Source organism: Microbacterium phosphatis (genome assembly GCF_049177115.1).
Lineage (GTDB): Bacteria > Actinomycetota > Actinomycetes > Actinomycetales > Microbacteriaceae > Microbacterium > Microbacterium phosphatis.
Genome location: NZ_CP185370.1, coordinates 2293593 through 2308088, shown reverse-complemented (window position 1 = coordinate 2308088; position 14496 = coordinate 2293593). Strand labels below are relative to the sequence as shown.

The 14496-nt window shown below is 72.4% G+C and carries 14 protein-coding genes; 11 read left to right on the top strand and 3 right to left on the bottom strand.

Annotation, left to right across the window (positions count from 1 at the left end; genetic code table 11):
* Window positions 1-46 precede the first annotated feature (46 nt).
* From ACOKGD_RS10965 to ACOKGD_RS10915, 11 genes are read left to right on the top strand one after another with little or no spacing between them, the layout of a single operon-like run.
* Window positions 47-799, top strand: a complete 753-nt coding sequence (locus ACOKGD_RS10965) for a glycosyltransferase family 2 protein (RefSeq protein ID WP_342337358.1) — start codon at window positions 47-49, stop codon at window positions 797-799.
* A complete protein-coding gene (locus ACOKGD_RS10960; RefSeq protein WP_342337357.1) occupies window positions 796-1185 on the top strand; it encodes a DUF2304 domain-containing protein in 390 nt (129 codons plus the stop codon). Before ACOKGD_RS10965 ends, ACOKGD_RS10960 begins: the two co-directional genes overlap by 4 nt.
* Complete coding sequence (locus ACOKGD_RS10955) at window positions 1178-2368, top strand: glycosyltransferase family 4 protein (protein WP_342337356.1); 1191 nt, start codon at window positions 1178-1180, stop codon at window positions 2366-2368. The genes ACOKGD_RS10960 and ACOKGD_RS10955 overlap by 8 nt, the downstream gene beginning before the upstream one ends.
* The gene (locus ACOKGD_RS10950; RefSeq protein ID WP_342337355.1) at window positions 2365-2967 is read left to right on the top strand and encodes an acyltransferase; all 603 of its coding nucleotides are present in this window, start codon (window positions 2365-2367) and stop codon (window positions 2965-2967) included. The genes ACOKGD_RS10955 and ACOKGD_RS10950 overlap by 4 nt, the downstream gene beginning before the upstream one ends.
* Window positions 2964-4061, top strand: a complete 1098-nt coding sequence (locus tag ACOKGD_RS10945; RefSeq protein ID WP_342337354.1) for a DegT/DnrJ/EryC1/StrS family aminotransferase — start codon at window positions 2964-2966, stop codon at window positions 4059-4061. The genes ACOKGD_RS10950 and ACOKGD_RS10945 overlap by 4 nt, the downstream gene beginning before the upstream one ends.
* A complete protein-coding gene (locus ACOKGD_RS10940; RefSeq protein ID WP_342337353.1) occupies window positions 4061-5047 on the top strand; it encodes a Gfo/Idh/MocA family oxidoreductase in 987 nt (328 codons plus the stop codon). The genes ACOKGD_RS10945 and ACOKGD_RS10940 overlap by 1 nt, the downstream gene beginning before the upstream one ends.
* Complete coding sequence (locus ACOKGD_RS10935; RefSeq protein ID WP_342337352.1) at window positions 5047-6186, top strand: hypothetical protein; 1140 nt, start codon at window positions 5047-5049, stop codon at window positions 6184-6186. The genes ACOKGD_RS10940 and ACOKGD_RS10935 overlap by 1 nt, the downstream gene beginning before the upstream one ends.
* Entirely contained in the window at window positions 6183-7979 is a 1797-nt protein-coding gene (locus ACOKGD_RS10930; protein ID WP_342337351.1) for an ABC transporter ATP-binding protein, read from the top strand. The genes ACOKGD_RS10935 and ACOKGD_RS10930 overlap by 4 nt, the downstream gene beginning before the upstream one ends.
* Window positions 7972-9126, top strand: coding sequence for a glycosyltransferase (locus tag ACOKGD_RS10925; RefSeq protein ID WP_342337350.1), 1155 nt, complete (start codon window positions 7972-7974; stop codon window positions 9124-9126). The genes ACOKGD_RS10930 and ACOKGD_RS10925 overlap by 8 nt, the downstream gene beginning before the upstream one ends.
* Window positions 9116-10282, top strand: a complete 1167-nt coding sequence (locus tag ACOKGD_RS10920) for a glycosyltransferase family 4 protein (protein ID WP_342337349.1) — start codon at window positions 9116-9118, stop codon at window positions 10280-10282. Before ACOKGD_RS10925 ends, ACOKGD_RS10920 begins: the two co-directional genes overlap by 11 nt.
* Complete coding sequence (locus tag ACOKGD_RS10915) at window positions 10279-11481, top strand: hypothetical protein (protein WP_342337348.1); 1203 nt, start codon at window positions 10279-10281, stop codon at window positions 11479-11481. The genes ACOKGD_RS10920 and ACOKGD_RS10915 overlap by 4 nt, the downstream gene beginning before the upstream one ends.
* Window positions 11482-11527: 46 nt before the next feature.
* Here ACOKGD_RS10915 and ACOKGD_RS10910 read toward each other — a convergent pair whose 3' ends face one another.
* From ACOKGD_RS10910 to ACOKGD_RS10900, 3 genes are read right to left on the bottom strand one after another with little or no spacing between them, the layout of a single operon-like run.
* Window positions 11528-11968: a hypothetical protein gene (locus ACOKGD_RS10910; protein ID WP_342337347.1), complete on the bottom strand. Its 441-nt coding sequence runs from the start codon at window positions 11966-11968 to the stop codon at window positions 11528-11530.
* Window positions 11965-13290, bottom strand: a complete 1326-nt coding sequence (locus ACOKGD_RS10905) for a glycosyltransferase (protein WP_342337346.1) — start codon at window positions 13288-13290, stop codon at window positions 11965-11967. Before ACOKGD_RS10905 ends, ACOKGD_RS10910 begins: the two co-directional genes overlap by 4 nt.
* 46 nt (window positions 13291-13336) lie before the next feature.
* Window positions 13337-14485, bottom strand: a complete 1149-nt coding sequence (locus ACOKGD_RS10900; protein ID WP_342337345.1) for an acyltransferase family protein — start codon at window positions 14483-14485, stop codon at window positions 13337-13339.
* Window positions 14486-14496: the final 11 nt, after the last annotated feature.

Sequence of the window (14496 nt, the reverse complement as noted above, 5' to 3'; positions counted from 1 at the left end):
CGTCGCGCTCAGGGCGGGCAGGGGCCCGCCGCTTAGGATGTTCACCATGCCCTCCCCACGCGCGAACACGCTGATCGTGGTGCCGGCGTACAACGAATCCGCCGCGGTCGGCGACGTGGTCCGCGAGATCCTGGCCGCGGTGCCCGGCGCCGAGTGCCTTGTGGTCGACGATGCGTCGCGCGACGACACGGCCGCCGTGGCCGAGGCCGCCGGCGCGCGCGTGATGCGCCTGCCCGTGAACCTCGGGGTCGGGGGCGCCATGCGCGCCGGCTTCCGCTGGGCCGTGGCCCGCGGCTTCGACGTCGTGGTGCAGGTCGACGGCGACGGGCAGCACCCCGCGGAGGGGATCCCCGAGCTGATCGCGGGCCTCGCCGAGGCCGACATCGTCATCGGGGCGCGCTTCGCCGGCGCCGACGGCGCGGGCGCCCGCGGGCCCCGCCGCATCGCGATGTGGATCCTGGCGCGCACCATCAGCCGCGTCGCCCGCACCAAGCTCACCGACACCACCAGCGGGTTCAAGGCCGCGGGCCCGCGCGCGGTGAAGCTGTTCGCCCGCACGTACCCCGCCGAGTACCTCGGCGACACGATCGAGGCCCTGGTGATCGCGGCCCGCGCGGGGCTCGTGATCCGGCAGCGCCCGGTCGCGATGCGCGACCGCCAGGGCGGCACCCCGTCGCAGAACACGCTCAAGGCCACGCTGCACCTCATGCGCGCGTGCCTCGCCCTGGGCATCGCCCTGACCAAGCCGCGCCAGAAGGTCGGGCCGCGGGCCCCGTTCGCGCAGGCGGGAGCCGCATGATCCTCAGCGCCACCACCTACGCCTTCGGCATCGTCGCCGCCCTGGCGGTGCTCGTCGTCATCTTCGCCCTGCTGCGCCGCGGCACGCTCCGCGAGCGGCACGCGGTCTGGTGGCTCGTCGCCGGCGTGTTCGCGCTCGTCATCGCGGTGTTCCCGCACCTGCTGGTGTGGGCCTCGAAGGTCCTCGGCGTCGAGGTGCCCGCGAACCTCGTCTTCTTCGTGGCGATCGCGCTGCTGGTGCTGCTGACGCTGCAGCACTCGGCCGAGCTCACCCGCGCCGAGGACCGGATCCGCGTGCTCGCCGAGCAGGCAGCCTCCCTCGATCTGCGCCTGCGCATGCTCGAGGCGCAGACCTGCGCGCACCGCGAGGAGGGCCGGGATGACTGACCCCCGCCGTCCCCGCGTCGTCCTCGCCTCGCGCCTGTTCCTGCCGGAGGTGTCCGCCGGGGCCTTCCGCCTGGGCGCCCTCGCCCGCGGGCTGGTGTCGCGCGGCGCCGATGTCGAGGTCGTCACCACCCGCCCGCCGCGCGCGCTGCGGGACGAGACGGTGCGCATCCCCGGCGTCGCGATCCGCCGCTGGCCGGTGCTGCGCGACGCGGGCGGCAACGTCCGCGGCTACCTCCAGTACCTGAGCTACGACGGTCCCCTCGCGTTCCGGATCATCGGGGCCCGTGCCGACGTCATCGTGGCCGAGGCCCCGCCCACCACCGGTCTCGTCGCGGCCGTGGTGGCGAAGCTTCGCCGCACCCCGCTCGCGTTCTACTCGGCCGACGTCTGGACGGACGGCGTGGTGTCGATGGGCGCCTCGAAGCCCGTGGTGACGCTGATGCGGCTGATGGAGCGCGCGGTCCTGCGGGCCTCCGCGGTGATCCTGTCGGTCTCGCCCGAGGTCACCGAGAGGCTGGTGGCACTGGGCGCCGACCGCGACCGGATCGCCACGATCGGCAACGGCATCGACACGACCGTCTTCACGCCGGAGGCGACCCCGAAGGATCCGGGCCGCCCGTACTTCGTCTACACCGGCACCATGTCCGAGTGGCAGCAGCCCGACGTCTTCGTGAAGGCCTTCGCGCGCATCGCCGAGGCGAACCCGGATGTGGACCTGCGCTTCTTCGGGCAGGGTGCGCTGCGGGACGACCTGCGGGCGCTGGCCGAGCGCATTGCGCCGGGGCGCGTGCACTTCGGGGGAGTGGTCCCCGCGGCCGAGTCGGCGCAGTGGATCCGCGGTGCGCTCGCCTCGATGGTGAGCATCGTGCCGGGAAACGGCTACGACTTCGCGCGCCCCACCAAGACCTACGCCGCCGCGGCCTGCGGCACGCCGGTGCTGTTCGCGGGCGCCGTCACGGGCCGTGAGCTCGTGGCCGGCGCCGGGCTCGGCGAGGGCGTCGAGTTCGACGAGGCGCTCGTCGCCGCGGCGATGGAGCGCCTGATCGCCCAGCACCGCGCGGGCGAGACCGATGCCCGACGCGCGGGACGCGCGGCCTGGGCACGAGAGAATGTATCGCTGGCGGCCGCCGGCGAGCGGGCGGCTGAGGCCGTGCTGACATCGATCGAGAGGACCGGCAAGTGACTCGGACGGACGTGCGGATCGTCGATTCCGCAGATGTCGCGGACAACGCGCAGATCGGCGCGGGCAGCTCGGTGTGGCACCTCGCCCAGGTGCGCGAGGACGCCGTGCTCGGCGAGAACTGCATCGTGGGTCGCGGCGCCTACATCGGCACCGGCGTGCAGATGGGCGACAACTGCAAGGTCCAGAACTACGCGCTGGTCTACGAGCCCGCGAAGCTGGCCGACGGCGTGTTCATCGGCCCCGCCGTGGTCCTCACGAACGACACGTACCCGCGCGCGGTCAACCCGGACGGGTCGCTGAAGTCGGCCCATGACTGGGAGCCCGTGGGCGTCACCATCGGCCGCGGAGCCGCGATCGGCGCCCGCGCCACGTGCGTCGCGCCGGTGACAATCGGCGAGTGGGCGACGGTGGCCGCGGGTGCGGTCGTTGTGAAGGACGTGCCCGCCTTCGCGCTGGTGGCGGGCGTTCCCGCCAAGCGCATCGGCTGGGTGGGGCGCGCGGGCGTCCGCCTGGTGCAGGACGGCGACCGCTGGGTCTGCCCTGAGACTGGAGACGCGTTCGTCGAGACCGACGGCGCACTGCGAGAGGTGACGAAGTGACCGAGTTCATTCCCCCCGCCAAGCCGATCATCGGCGACGAGGAGCGCGAGGCCGTCGATCGCGTCATGCGCTCCGGCATGGTCGCGCAGGGGCCTGAGGTGGCCGCCTTCGAGCAGGAGTTCTCGGCGCACTTCGTGTCGGGCCGTCCGGTCGTGGCCGTCAACTCGGGCACGTCGGGGTTGCACCTCGGCCTCCTCGCCGCGGGCGTCGGCCCCGGTGACGAGGTCATCGTGCCGTCGTTCACGTTCGCCGCCACCGGCAACGCGGTCGCCCTCACCGGCGCGACGCCGGTGTTCGTCGACATCGAGCCCGAGACCTTCACGCTCGACCCCGCCGCGGTGGATGCGGCCATCACGGACAAGACCAAGGGCATCCTGCCGGTGCACCTCTACGGCCATCCCGCGCGTATGCGCGAGCTCGGCGAGATCTCGGCTGCGCGCGGCGTCGCGCTGTACGAGGACGCGGCGCAGGCGCACGGCGCCTCGCTCGACGGGCAGCCGGTGGGCACCTTCGGCGAGTGGGCGATGTTCTCGCTCTACCCGACGAAGAACATGACCTCGGGTGAGGGCGGTATGGTCTCGACGGTCGACGAGGCGTTCGCGCGCCGCGTCAAGCTGCTGCGCAACCAGGGCATGGAGCGCCAGTACGAGAACGAGGTCGTCGGCTTCAACACCCGCATGACCGACATCCACGCCGCCATCGGCCGCGTGCAGCTGACGAAGGTCGACGGCTGGACCAAGACCCGCCAGGAGAACGCGGCCTTCCTCAACGCGAACCTCCAGGGTGTCGTGATCCCGCCGGTCGCCGAGGGCGCCCAGCACGTGTACCACCAGTACACGATCCGCGTCCTCGAGGACCGCGACGGCTTCGTCAAGGCCCTGAAGGACGAGTACAACGTCGGATCCGGCGTGTACTACCCGATCCCGAACCACCGCCTGCCCTCGCTGGCGCCGTACGCGCCGGGGCTGGACCTGCCCGAGACCGAGCGCGCGGCCTCGCAGGTCATCTCGCTCCCCGTGCACCCGTCGCTGTCGCAGGGAGACCTCGACCGCATCGTGGCCGCCGTGAACGCCCTCGCGCAGGCGGGCGCCTGATGGTCGCGCTGCGCGCCGGCCTGCTCGGCGTCGGCATGATGGGCCGCCACCACGCGCGCGTGCTGCGCGAGGTGGAGGGCGTCGAGCTGGTCGCGATCGCCGATCCCGGCGGCGACCCGCACGGCGTGGCCGGCGAGCTGCAGATCCTTCCCGACATCGACGCGCTGATCGCCGAGGGCATCGACCTCGCCGTCGTCGCCGTGCCCACCCAGTTCCACGAGGACGCGGCGATGAAGCTCGCCGCCGCCGGCGTGCACACGCTGGTCGAGAAGCCGATCGCCCACAGCCTCGAGGCCGGTCAGCGTATGGTCGACGCCTTCGCGAACGCGGGCCTCGTCGGGGCCGTGGGGCACATCGAGCGCTTCAACCCGGCCCTGCAGGAGATGCGCCGCCGCATCGAAGCGGGCGACCTGGGCGGCGTGTACCAGGTGGCCACCCGCCGCCAGGGCACGTTCCCGGCGCGCATCGCGGACGTGGGCGTCGCCAAGGACCTCGCCTCGCACGACGTCGACCTCACGGCCTGGGTCGCGCAGTCGACGTACAAGACCGTGTTCGCCCAGACGAACTTCAAGTCGGGTCGCGTCCACGAGGACATGATCGCGATCACCGGCCGCCTCGAGTCCGGCGTGATCGTGAACCACCTCGTGAACTGGCTGTCGCCGATGAAGGAGCGCCTCACGGTCGTCACCGGCGAGAAGGGCGCATTCGTGGCCGACACGTCCACGGGCGACCTCACCTTCTACGCCAACGGCACCATCCCGCTCGAGTGGGAGTCGGTCTCGTCGTTCCGCGGCGTCTCCGAGGGCGACATCACGCGCTTCTCGTTCGCCAAGCGCGAGCCGCTGCGGGTCGAGCACGAGGCGTTCCGCGACGCCGTGCTCGGCAAGCCCAGCGACGTCGTCACGATGGAGCAGGGCCAGCGCACCCTCGCCGTCGTCGAGGCCGCACTGGACTCGGCGAACAGCGGCACCAGCGTCTCGCTCTGATGGCCGACCCCGTCGCGGCGCTCGCGGCCGGCATCCGGTGGCGCTGGCGGACGGCTCGCATCGCGCGGCCGGTCGTCGGATCGTCCCGCGTGCGGCTGCTCATCGGCCCGGCGAACTCGGCGGGCCAGGCGTTCCGCTGGGCGCGCGCGGCCGAGCGGCTCGACGGGGTATCGGGCTGCGCGTTCGCCATCCAGCCGGCGGATGACCGGTTCCGCTTCGCCGCCGACGGGCGGGTGGCCGCCCTCGACTACTCGCAGAACTACGTCTGGCGGGAGCGCCAGCGCCGCGACGTGACGGAGCGGTTCACCCACGTGCTGATGGAGTCGGGCCAGGGCCCGTGGCGCGGCGACGCCGGAGACCAGATCGCCGAGCTGCGCCGGGCCGGGCTCGTCGTGGGCCTGCTGTTCCACGGATCCGACATCCGCACACCCCACCGGCACGCCGAGCTCGAGACAGATTCGCCGTTCATCGACGGCTGGTACCCCGAGACGGACAAGCTGGAGAAGACGACGGCGCGCAACCACGAGCTGGTGCGCGCCGCCGAGTGCCCCGTGTTCGTCTCGACCCCGGACCTGCTCGACTTCCTTCCGGACGCCACATGGCTGCCGGTGGTCGTCGACCCCGAGCCCTGGCGGCGTGCCGTGACGCGGCCGGCGCTCGAGCGTGAGCGCCCCGTGGTGGTGCACGCCCCGAGCCGCCGCGGCCTCAAGGGCTCGGAGGCGATCGCCCCCGCCCTGCGCGCGCTGGATGCCGAGGGGTTGATCCGGTACCGCGAGGTGACGGGTGTGCCCGCGGCCGAGATGCCCGCGCTGTACGGGGACGCCGACATCGTGCTCGACCACTTCGTGATGGGCGGCTACGGCGTGGCCGGCTGCGAGGCGATGGCCGCCGGCCGTGTGGTGCTCGCCCACGTCGCGGATCGTCATCGCGAAGTCGTCCGCCGCACGGCCGACATGGACCTGCCCGTGGTCGAGGCCCGGGTCGGGGACATCGGCGACGTGATCCGCCGGATCCTCGCCGACCGAGACACCTATCGCACCCTGGCCGGTCACGGCCCCGAATTCGTCGCGCGCCTGCACGACGGCGCGCACGCCGCGCGGGTGCTGAGCGCCTTCCTGGGCGCGGAGGAGAACGCATGACTCAGATCGTCCGCCTGCTGCGCCGCCTGTGGCCCTTCCTGCCCCACGAGGCCCGCCGGTTCCTGGTCGGCTACTCGGTCGTCTCGGCGCTGCTGTCGATCGTCGACGTCGTCGCCCTGCTGGCGCTCGCGGTGGTGCTCGCCTCCGCTGTCGCGGGCGGCGACCTCTCGCTGCCGGTCATCGGCGTGATCCCGGGCGACGCGGTGATCTGGCTCATCCTGCTGCTGTCGGCGGTGGTGATCCTGAAGTCCGCGGCGAACCTGTGGCTGACGTGGGTCGCCACGCGCCGGTTCTCGTCGCTCGAAGTCGAGGTCGGCGCCACGCTGCTGGCCGCCTACCTGCGTGCGCCCTGGACCGACCGCCTCGCGCGCAGCAACGCCGAGGTCGTGCAGCTCGCCAACGGCGTGGGCCAGGTGATCTCGGGCTTCCTGCTGCCGGTCACCACCGTGCCGGGAATGCTGATGACCTCGATCGGCGTCGTTGTGGTGATCTTCGTCGCGCAGCCCATCACGGCGGTGGTGGCGCTGGTGTACCTCGGCGGCATCGCCGCGCTGCAGTACTTCGTGCTCGGCGGCCGCACGCGCCAGGCCGCCCGCGTCGCCCGCGACTCGCAGATCCGGGTCGCCCGCCTGGTGGGCGGCATGGTCGGCGCACTGAAGGAGATCACCCTCCGCGACAAGATCGACGAGTCCGAGGCGGTGGTGCGCAAGCAGCGCGACCTGCTCGCCCGCGCCCGCGCGAACTCGAACTTCCTCGCCGGCGTGCCGCGCTTCGTCTTCGACTCGGCGGTGATCGGCGGCTTCCTGCTCACCGGCGGCGCCGCGTTCCTCGCGGGCGGCGGAGTGGACGCGATGGTCGGCGCGGTGGCGCTGTTCGGCATCGCCGGCTTCCGCCTGGTCCCCGCCCTCACGGGCTTCCAGACCGTGGTCACCCGCACCGTGTCGACCGGATCCTTCGTCGACCTGATGATCTCGGACATGGAGAAGGCCGAGGGCTACCGGGCCGCTCAGGAGCACCTGGGCGACAAGCCGCTGCCCTCCGAGCCGCGCGAGCTGATCCTGACGAACGTAGGCTTCACCTTCCCCGACGCGCAGGAGCCCGCGGTGCGCGACGTGACGCTGCGGATGCGGATGGGGGAGACCCTGGGCATCGCCGGCCGCTCGGGGGCCGGCAAGTCGACCCTGATCGACCTGCTGCTCGGGCTGCTCTCGCCGACGACCGGCCACATCGCCGTCGACGGCGAGCCGCTCGACGAGGTGCTCGCCGACTGGCGCAGCCGGGTCGGCTACGTGCCGCAGGAGGTCTCGCTGTTCGCGGGCACGATCGCCCAGAACATCGCCCTGGTCTGGGACGACAGCTTCGACATCGAGCGCGTCGAGCGGGCCGCCCGCCGCGCGCAGCTGTGGGACGTCATCGGACAGCGCGAGGGCGGCATCCACTCGCAGATCGCCGACGGGGGCATGAGCCTCTCGGGCGGCCAGCGTCAGCGCCTCGGCATCGCCCGCGCGCTCTACACCGACCCGCTGGTGCTGGTGCTCGACGAGGCCACCAGCGCGCTGGACGTGCGCACCGAGGCCGCGGTCACGAAGGCCATCCAGGAGCTCCACGGCGAGGTCACGGTGATCGCCGTGGCGCATCGCCTGTCGACCATCCAGGGCTTCGACCAGATCGCGCACATGCGGGACGGCCGGATCGTCTCTCTCGGCACCTTCGACGAGCTCGTCGCCACCGACGAGGACTTCGCCCATCAGGCGGCCCTCGCGGGTCTCGCCGGGAAGGACGATCGTGGCTGAGCGCCAGAGCCTGCTCATCATCTCGTTCTCGGAGATCGTGAGCGACCCCCGCGTGCGGCGCCAGATCGCGCTGTTCCGCGACACGTACGAGGTCATCACCTGCGGGTACGGCCCGGCCCCCGAGGGCGTCGCACGCCACATCGAGCTGCCCCTCACCGAGAACGCGTCGATCTGGGACGGCCGTGTGCTGGCGCTTCGCCAGTACCGGCTCGAGACGTGGCGCAACCCGGGGCTCGCCGGCGCCTGGCGCCGCCTGAACGGCCTCCGCCCCGACATCATCCTCGCCAACGAGGCGATCGCCGCTCCGTTGGCGCTGCGCCTGAAGCCGCGCCGGGGCACCCACGTCGACCTGCACGAGTACCACTCGCGCGTGCGCGAGAACGAGGGGTACTGGCGCAAGCGCGCGAAGCCGTGGATCGAGTGGATGATCCGCGCGTATGTGGCCAAGGCGGGATCGTGGACCACGGTCGCCCCGGGCATCGCCGACGAGTACGAGCGCGAGTTCGGCTTCCGCCCCGAGGTCGTGCGCAACACCACGCCCTACGCGGAGCAGACGCCGACCGCGGTCACGTGGCCGCCGCGGCTTGTGCACTCCGGTGCGGGCATGCGCAAGCGCGGCACCGAGCTGATCGTGCGGGGAGTGATCGCCGCCGCGAACGAGGCGACGCTCGACCTCTATCTCACCAAGGGCGACCCCGGGTACCTGGCCGAGCTGAACGCGCTGGCCGCGACCTCGGGAGGCCGCGTCACCCTGCACGACCCCGTGCCGTACGAGCAGCTGGTCGGTGTGCTCAACGGCTACGACGTGGGCATCCACGTGCTGCCCCCCGTGAACTTCAACCACCTCATGGCGCTGCCCAACAAGGTGTTCGACTACCTGCAGGCGCGCCTCGGCGTGATCGTCGGCCCGTCACCCGAGATGGTCGCCCTCGTCGAGGCGGCGGGCTACGGCGTGAGCACCGCCGACTTCACCCCCGAGGCCATCGCCGCGGCGGTCGACGCCCTCACGCCGACCGCGGTCGAGGACATGAAGGCGGCCGCGCACGCGGCGGCCCGCACCTACGCCTCCGACGCCGAGGATGCGGTGTGGAAGGCCGCCATCGACCGGATCGCGGCGCGCGGGATCGGGGGTCGGCATGGTCGCTGAGACCGGACGCAAGCGGCTGCTGATCCTGTCGTTCTCGCAGATCCACCGCGACGCCCGCGTGCTGCGCCAGATCGCTCTCCTGAAGGACGAGTACGAGGTCACCACCTGCGGCTTCGGTCCCTCGCCGTCCGCCGACGTCGAGCACCTCGAGGTGAAGGGGACGGTGCGCAGCTGGGATGGGCGGGCCCTGGCCCTCCGCCTCTACCGCCTCACCCTGTGGACGCGGCCGGGCATCCGCGAGGCGCGCAGGCTGCTGCGCGGGCGCACGTTCGACGTTGTGCTCGCGGACGAGGAGATCGCCGCGCCCGTCGCGCTGAAGGTGCGCCCGACGGACGGCGTGCTCGTCGACCTGCACGAGTACCACTCGCGTGTGCTCGGCCCCGAGACCTACTGGCACCGGCGGGCGCGCCCGTACATCGAGTGGATGATCCGGACGTACGTGGCAAAGGCCGACGCCTGGACCACCGTCGGCTCGGGCCTCGCGGAGGAGTACGAGCGCGAGTTCGGGTTCCGCCCCGAGGTCGTCCGCAACACCACGCCGTACTACGACCAGGCCGTGCAGGAGACCGCGTGGCCGCCGCGGCTCGTGCACTCCGGCAGCGCGGTGCGCCGCCGGAAGCTCGAGTGGATGATCGACGGCGTCGCGCAGGCGACGAACGGCGCGACGCTCGATCTGTACCTGGTCAAGAGCGACCCGGAGTACTTCGCCGAGCTCGAGCAGCGGGCAGCGAAGACGGACGGACGAGTGCGTGTGCTGCCGCCGGTGTCCTACGCCGAGCTGATGCCGACGGTGGCGCGCTACGACGTCGGCATCAGCGTTCTCGCCACCGGCACGTTCAACCTGCTGTGGTCGCTTCCCAACAAGCTCTTCGACTTCATCCAGGGACGTCTGGCGACCATCGTCGGGCCCTCGCCCGAGATGGCCCGCCTCGTGCGGGAGGTCGGTCACGGCGTCGTCGCCGACGACTTCACGCCGGAGGCGATCGCGGCGACGATCGACGCGCTCACGAAGGAGCGGATCGACGCCTACAAGCGCGTCGCGGACGCGAACGCGCGCCGCCTGTCGGCCGAGGTCGAGAACGAGGGGTGGCTGCGCGCGCTGCGCGGCCTCGCCGAGAACGGCGCCGCCCGACGCGGGAAGGGACGCGGCCGATGACACCGCACGGCCTGCTCGGCTCGGCGATCCGGTTCGCGGCGGGTGTGCTGCCCGACCGGCTGCTCGCGCGCCTGATGCCACCCGCGCTGTACTGGAACCCGGACGAGATGGGCATCGCCCGTGCACCCCAGACCGCCGTGCGCCTGCTCGTCGGCCCCGTCAACTCCGCGGGCCAGGGCAATGCATGGGCCCGTGCCGCGGAGCGGCTCGAGGGAGTGGGCGCCGTGGATCTGATGGTCACGGATGCCAGCACGGCCCGCTTCTCGTTCCCCGCGGACGTCTACGTCCCGGCGACGGGGTACACGTTCGCGCGTCAGTGGCGCCGCGCGCAGCGTGAGGCGATCCGATCCGGCTTCACCCATCTCCTGCTGGAGTCGGGCCGTTACGCCTACGGATCCGTGCCCTTCCGGACGCCCCGAGAGGTCGCGCAGGACCTGCAGCGGGCGGGCGTGAAGGTCGCGCTGCTGTGGCACGGCACCGACATCCGCCTGCCCGGCGAGCACGCCGCGCGCGTGGAGGACTCGCCGTTCGGCGAGCGCGGCGACTATCCCGCCGGTCGCGCGGAGATCCACGAGCGCAACGCGCGGGTGAACCGCGAGTTCGTCGGCCGGACCGACTTCCCGGTGTTCGTCTCGACCCCCGGTCAGCTCGACGTCGAGCGCTCGCAGTGGCTGCCCGTCGTCGTCGACCCCGACCGCTGGGCATCGCCCACCCCCGTGCTGGAGCGCGACGTGCCGGTCGTCGTCTATGCGCCGAGCAACTCGCCCATGAAGGGCGCCGACTCGATCGACACCGACCTGACCGCGCTCGCCGCGGAGGGGCTCATCGAGTACCGCCGTCCCGGGCACGTGCCGTCTGCCGAGATGCCCCGCCTCTACGGCGACGCCGACATCGTGCTCGATCAGTTCCGCCTCGGGGACTACGGCGTGGCGGCGTGCGAGGCCATGGCCGCCGGGCGCGTGGTCATCGGCCACGTCTCGGACGAGGTGCGCCGGATCGTGGCGCAGCAGACCGGGCGAGAGCTGCCGATCGTCGAGAGCCGCTTCGCCGACGTCGGCACCACGATCCGCGCCGTGCTCGCCGACCGCGCGCAGTACCGCGGCCGCGCGGCCGCGGGCGCCGAGTACGTCCGCGCCGTGCACGACGGTGCGCGCGCCGCCGAGGTGCTCGCGCCGTTCCTCGGAGTCGCGACGCGCTGATCCCGGCCGGGCGACGGCCGGGCGCCGGACGTCCGGCGCGATCCGGTCAGGCGCCGGCGCGCATCCCCTTGAGGATCGTCTCGGCCGGAGCCGCGCCGAAGACCGCGGGGGTCTCCTCGCGCGCCCAGCGACGCCGTGCCCTCCACCCGGTGAGGATGCCGTCGCGCTCCAGCACCGCCACGAGGTCGGCCTGGGCGACCGCGTCGCGCACGGCGGTGCTGCGCAGGGCCACCCGGGCCATCCGACGGCCGCCGTCCAGCGGCGTGAGGCGCTGCAGGTTGCGGCCGATCACGCTGGCGGCCAGCACCCGCTCGAGCGCCGATCCGATCCGGCCGAGCGGGGCGGGGAACACCAGGGCGCGCACCGCCGTCGACTCGACGTCGGGCGACGCGGCGGAGATGACCGTGACCTGGTCGGCATCGCGCAGCGGCAGGCGCTCGAGCGCCGAGCGCACGGCGCCCGAGGGGGCGATGATGACGAGGTTCATGCTTTCGATCCCTTCGCACGGGCCTCGACGGCCTCGCGCAGCGCCCGGATGCGCGGCTGCAGCTGGGCCCCGCGGGCGAAGCGCTGCGCCGATTCGCGTACGGCTCCGCGGTCCGCCGCGGTCTGCGTCGCCGCGTCCTCGGCCGTCGCGATGATGGCGTCCGCGACCTGATCCGGCTCGAGTCCCGCCGCCCCGTGCCAGCCGGGGTGGTCGGCGAGGATGCGCGAGGTCTCGTTGACCGGATCGTGCACCGAGACGATCGGCAGGCCGGTGGAGGCGTACTCGTACACCTTGCCGCCGGTGATGTAGCGACCGGCGCCGAAGGTCAGCACCAGCGCGTCGAACGTGCCGTAGACCCGGCCGACCTCGGCACGCGGAACAGGGCCGAGGTAGTGGATGTCGTTCTCCTCGAACGCGCTCATGGCCCGCGTCATGTTCTCGCCCGGGATGCCGAGGTGGTTGAGGTAGCCGTAGAGGTGCAGGCGCGAGGCCGCCACGAGGGGCGAGCGCTCGCGGGCCCGGCGCCAGCCGTCGACGAGCTCGGCGACGGGGATCGCGGCCGAGATGGTGCCGATGTACCCGAACGTGAGCGACGCCCGGGGCAGCTCGCCGTCGGCGACGGGCAGGTCGAGCTCGACGTCGTAGCCGTTCTGCACCACGTGCATCCGCTCCGCCGACTCGGGGAACTGCTCGGCGTGCCACTCGCGGATCGGGTCGTTGACGTACCAGACCTCGTGCGCCTTCTCGAGCAGGCGCTGCTCCCAGCGGCCCGCGCGGCTGCGGCGGTCGACGATGCGGCGGCCCGAGTAGATGTCCAGCGACCAGGCGTCGCGGTTGTCCATGACATAGGGCACACCGTGCTCGGCGTGCAGGGTCCAGCCCGGGATGAAGTCGACGTTCGGGTTGGCGGTGCCGATCACAAGGTCGACGGGGTCGACCTTGTGGATGCGGCGGGCCGCCGACTCGAGCGTGCGACGCCAGCCGCCGTAGCCCTTCTCGGGGAAGGAGCGCTGGCCTCGCCAGTACGACCAGCCGTTCCACAGCTCGGGCACGTGGGCACGCGCCCAGGACCAACCGCGCAGGTCGGTGTCGAAGGCCGGCGACGAGAACGGCACGCGCTCGATCCGGATGCTCGGCTCGACCGACTGCTCGAGGGTGAGGTCGACGCCGGTCGACATCGTGAAGGTCTCGCGGGGCACGGTCAGCACCGTGACGCGCCAGCCGGCACGGGCGAACTCGTTGGCCGTGGCCCAGGCGCGATAGACGCCGCTGCCGCGCGAGGGCGGGTACCCCCAGGCGACGTAGAGCAGATGAGGGGGCATGCCGACCATCCTATTCGGCGGTCCCGGTCCGTCCCCGGGCGCCGGTTCAGGCGACGGGCAGGGCCTCGGCGGCCACCGATGCCCGACGGGCGCGGCGGTTCTGCTGCCACGCGCGCAGGCGCTTCTCGACGGGCTTCTCGACGAAGGCGTGCAGCAGCCACGAGACGAGGATGGACAGAGCGAGGGTGACGACGAGCCAGAACGCGCTGCGCCAGTAGCCCGCGTTCTGGTAGCCGAAGATCTCGCGGATCGGATAGATCAGCGTCGCGTGGACGAGGTAGAAGGCGAACGACCATTCGCCGAGGGCGACCAGCGGGCGGCTCGCTGCCCAGCCGCTGCGCCCCTCGATGTCGAGCGTCGCGACGCTCGCGATCAGGAGGGCGAACAGGACCGTGACGATCTCGGTGACGTAGCCACCCGCGAGGTTGGCGATCGCCTGCGTCTCGGGGCGGCGCAGGACCAGCAGCAGCGAGGCGTACGCGAACAGCAGCCCGATCCAGATCCACGGCGACAGGCGCAGGCGCCAGCCGAGGCGATACGCCCACGCGATGCACATGCCGAGGGCGAACTCGTGGAAGTGGGCCAGCGGCCAGGGCCAGCCGCCGAGCCCCGTCGCCGGCACGGCGATGATCAGGGCGCGGAAGAGGAAGGCGAGAGCCACCACCGAGACCGCGACGATCAGCGTGCCGCGCAGGCGCAGGCGGCGCAGGGGCGCGATCGCGAACGGGTGCATGGCGTAGAAGAACGCCTCGACCGTGAGCGTCCATGCGGCGGGGTTCCCGGAGAACAGCACCGTGGGGTCGCGCGACCAGCCCTGCAGCACCACCAGGCTGAGCAGCAGGATGCCGATGTCGAGCGGCTTGATCCACGGGCTGTCCGGATCGGCGACCACCCGGTAGAACACGGGGATCGCCAGCAGCAGGGCCAGCAGGTGAAGCGGGTAGATCCGCGCGAAGCGGCGGAAGTAGAAGGTGCCGCGGTCGGTGCGCTCGCTCCACGACCAGGTGAGCACGAACCCGCTGAGCACGAAGAAGAACGTCACTCCGAGCGAGCCGAACTTCGCGTAGCCGGCGACGATCGGCGGCAGCGGCGCGAGGTTCATGAAGTGATGTGCGAACACCGCGAACGCCGCCCACCACCGCAGGCCGGTGATGGCGTTGAGGCGCACGGGCGCCCCGGTGGGGAGGGAGTTCACTCGTCGATGGT

Bases quoted from the DNA above. Each gene is read 5' to 3' on its own strand.
- ACOKGD_RS10965 (WP_342337358.1), top strand. From the start codon at position 47: ATGCCCTCCCCACGCGCGAACACGCTGATCGTGGTGCCGGCGTACAAC.
- ACOKGD_RS10960 (WP_342337357.1), top strand. From the start codon at position 796: ATGATCCTCAGCGCCACCACCTACGCCTTCGGCATCGTCGCCGCCCTG.
- ACOKGD_RS10955 (WP_342337356.1), top strand. From the start codon at position 1,178: ATGACTGACCCCCGCCGTCCCCGCGTCGTCCTCGCCTCGCGCCTGTTC.
- ACOKGD_RS10940 (WP_342337353.1), top strand. From the start codon at position 4,061: ATGGTCGCGCTGCGCGCCGGCCTGCTCGGCGTCGGCATGATGGGCCGC.
- ACOKGD_RS10935 (WP_342337352.1), top strand. From the start codon at position 5,047: ATGGCCGACCCCGTCGCGGCGCTCGCGGCCGGCATCCGGTGGCGCTGG.
- ACOKGD_RS10930 (WP_342337351.1), top strand. From the start codon at position 6,183: ATGACTCAGATCGTCCGCCTGCTGCGCCGCCTGTGGCCCTTCCTGCCC.
- ACOKGD_RS10920 (WP_342337349.1), top strand. From the start codon at position 9,116: ATGGTCGCTGAGACCGGACGCAAGCGGCTGCTGATCCTGTCGTTCTCG.
- ACOKGD_RS10915 (WP_342337348.1), top strand. From the start codon at position 10,279: ATGACACCGCACGGCCTGCTCGGCTCGGCGATCCGGTTCGCGGCGGGT.
- ACOKGD_RS10910 (WP_342337347.1), bottom strand. From the start codon at position 11,968: ATGAACCTCGTCATCATCGCCCCCTCGGGCGCCGTGCGCTCGGCGCTC.
- ACOKGD_RS10905 (WP_342337346.1), bottom strand. From the start codon at position 13,290: ATGCCCCCTCATCTGCTCTACGTCGCCTGGGGGTACCCGCCCTCGCGC.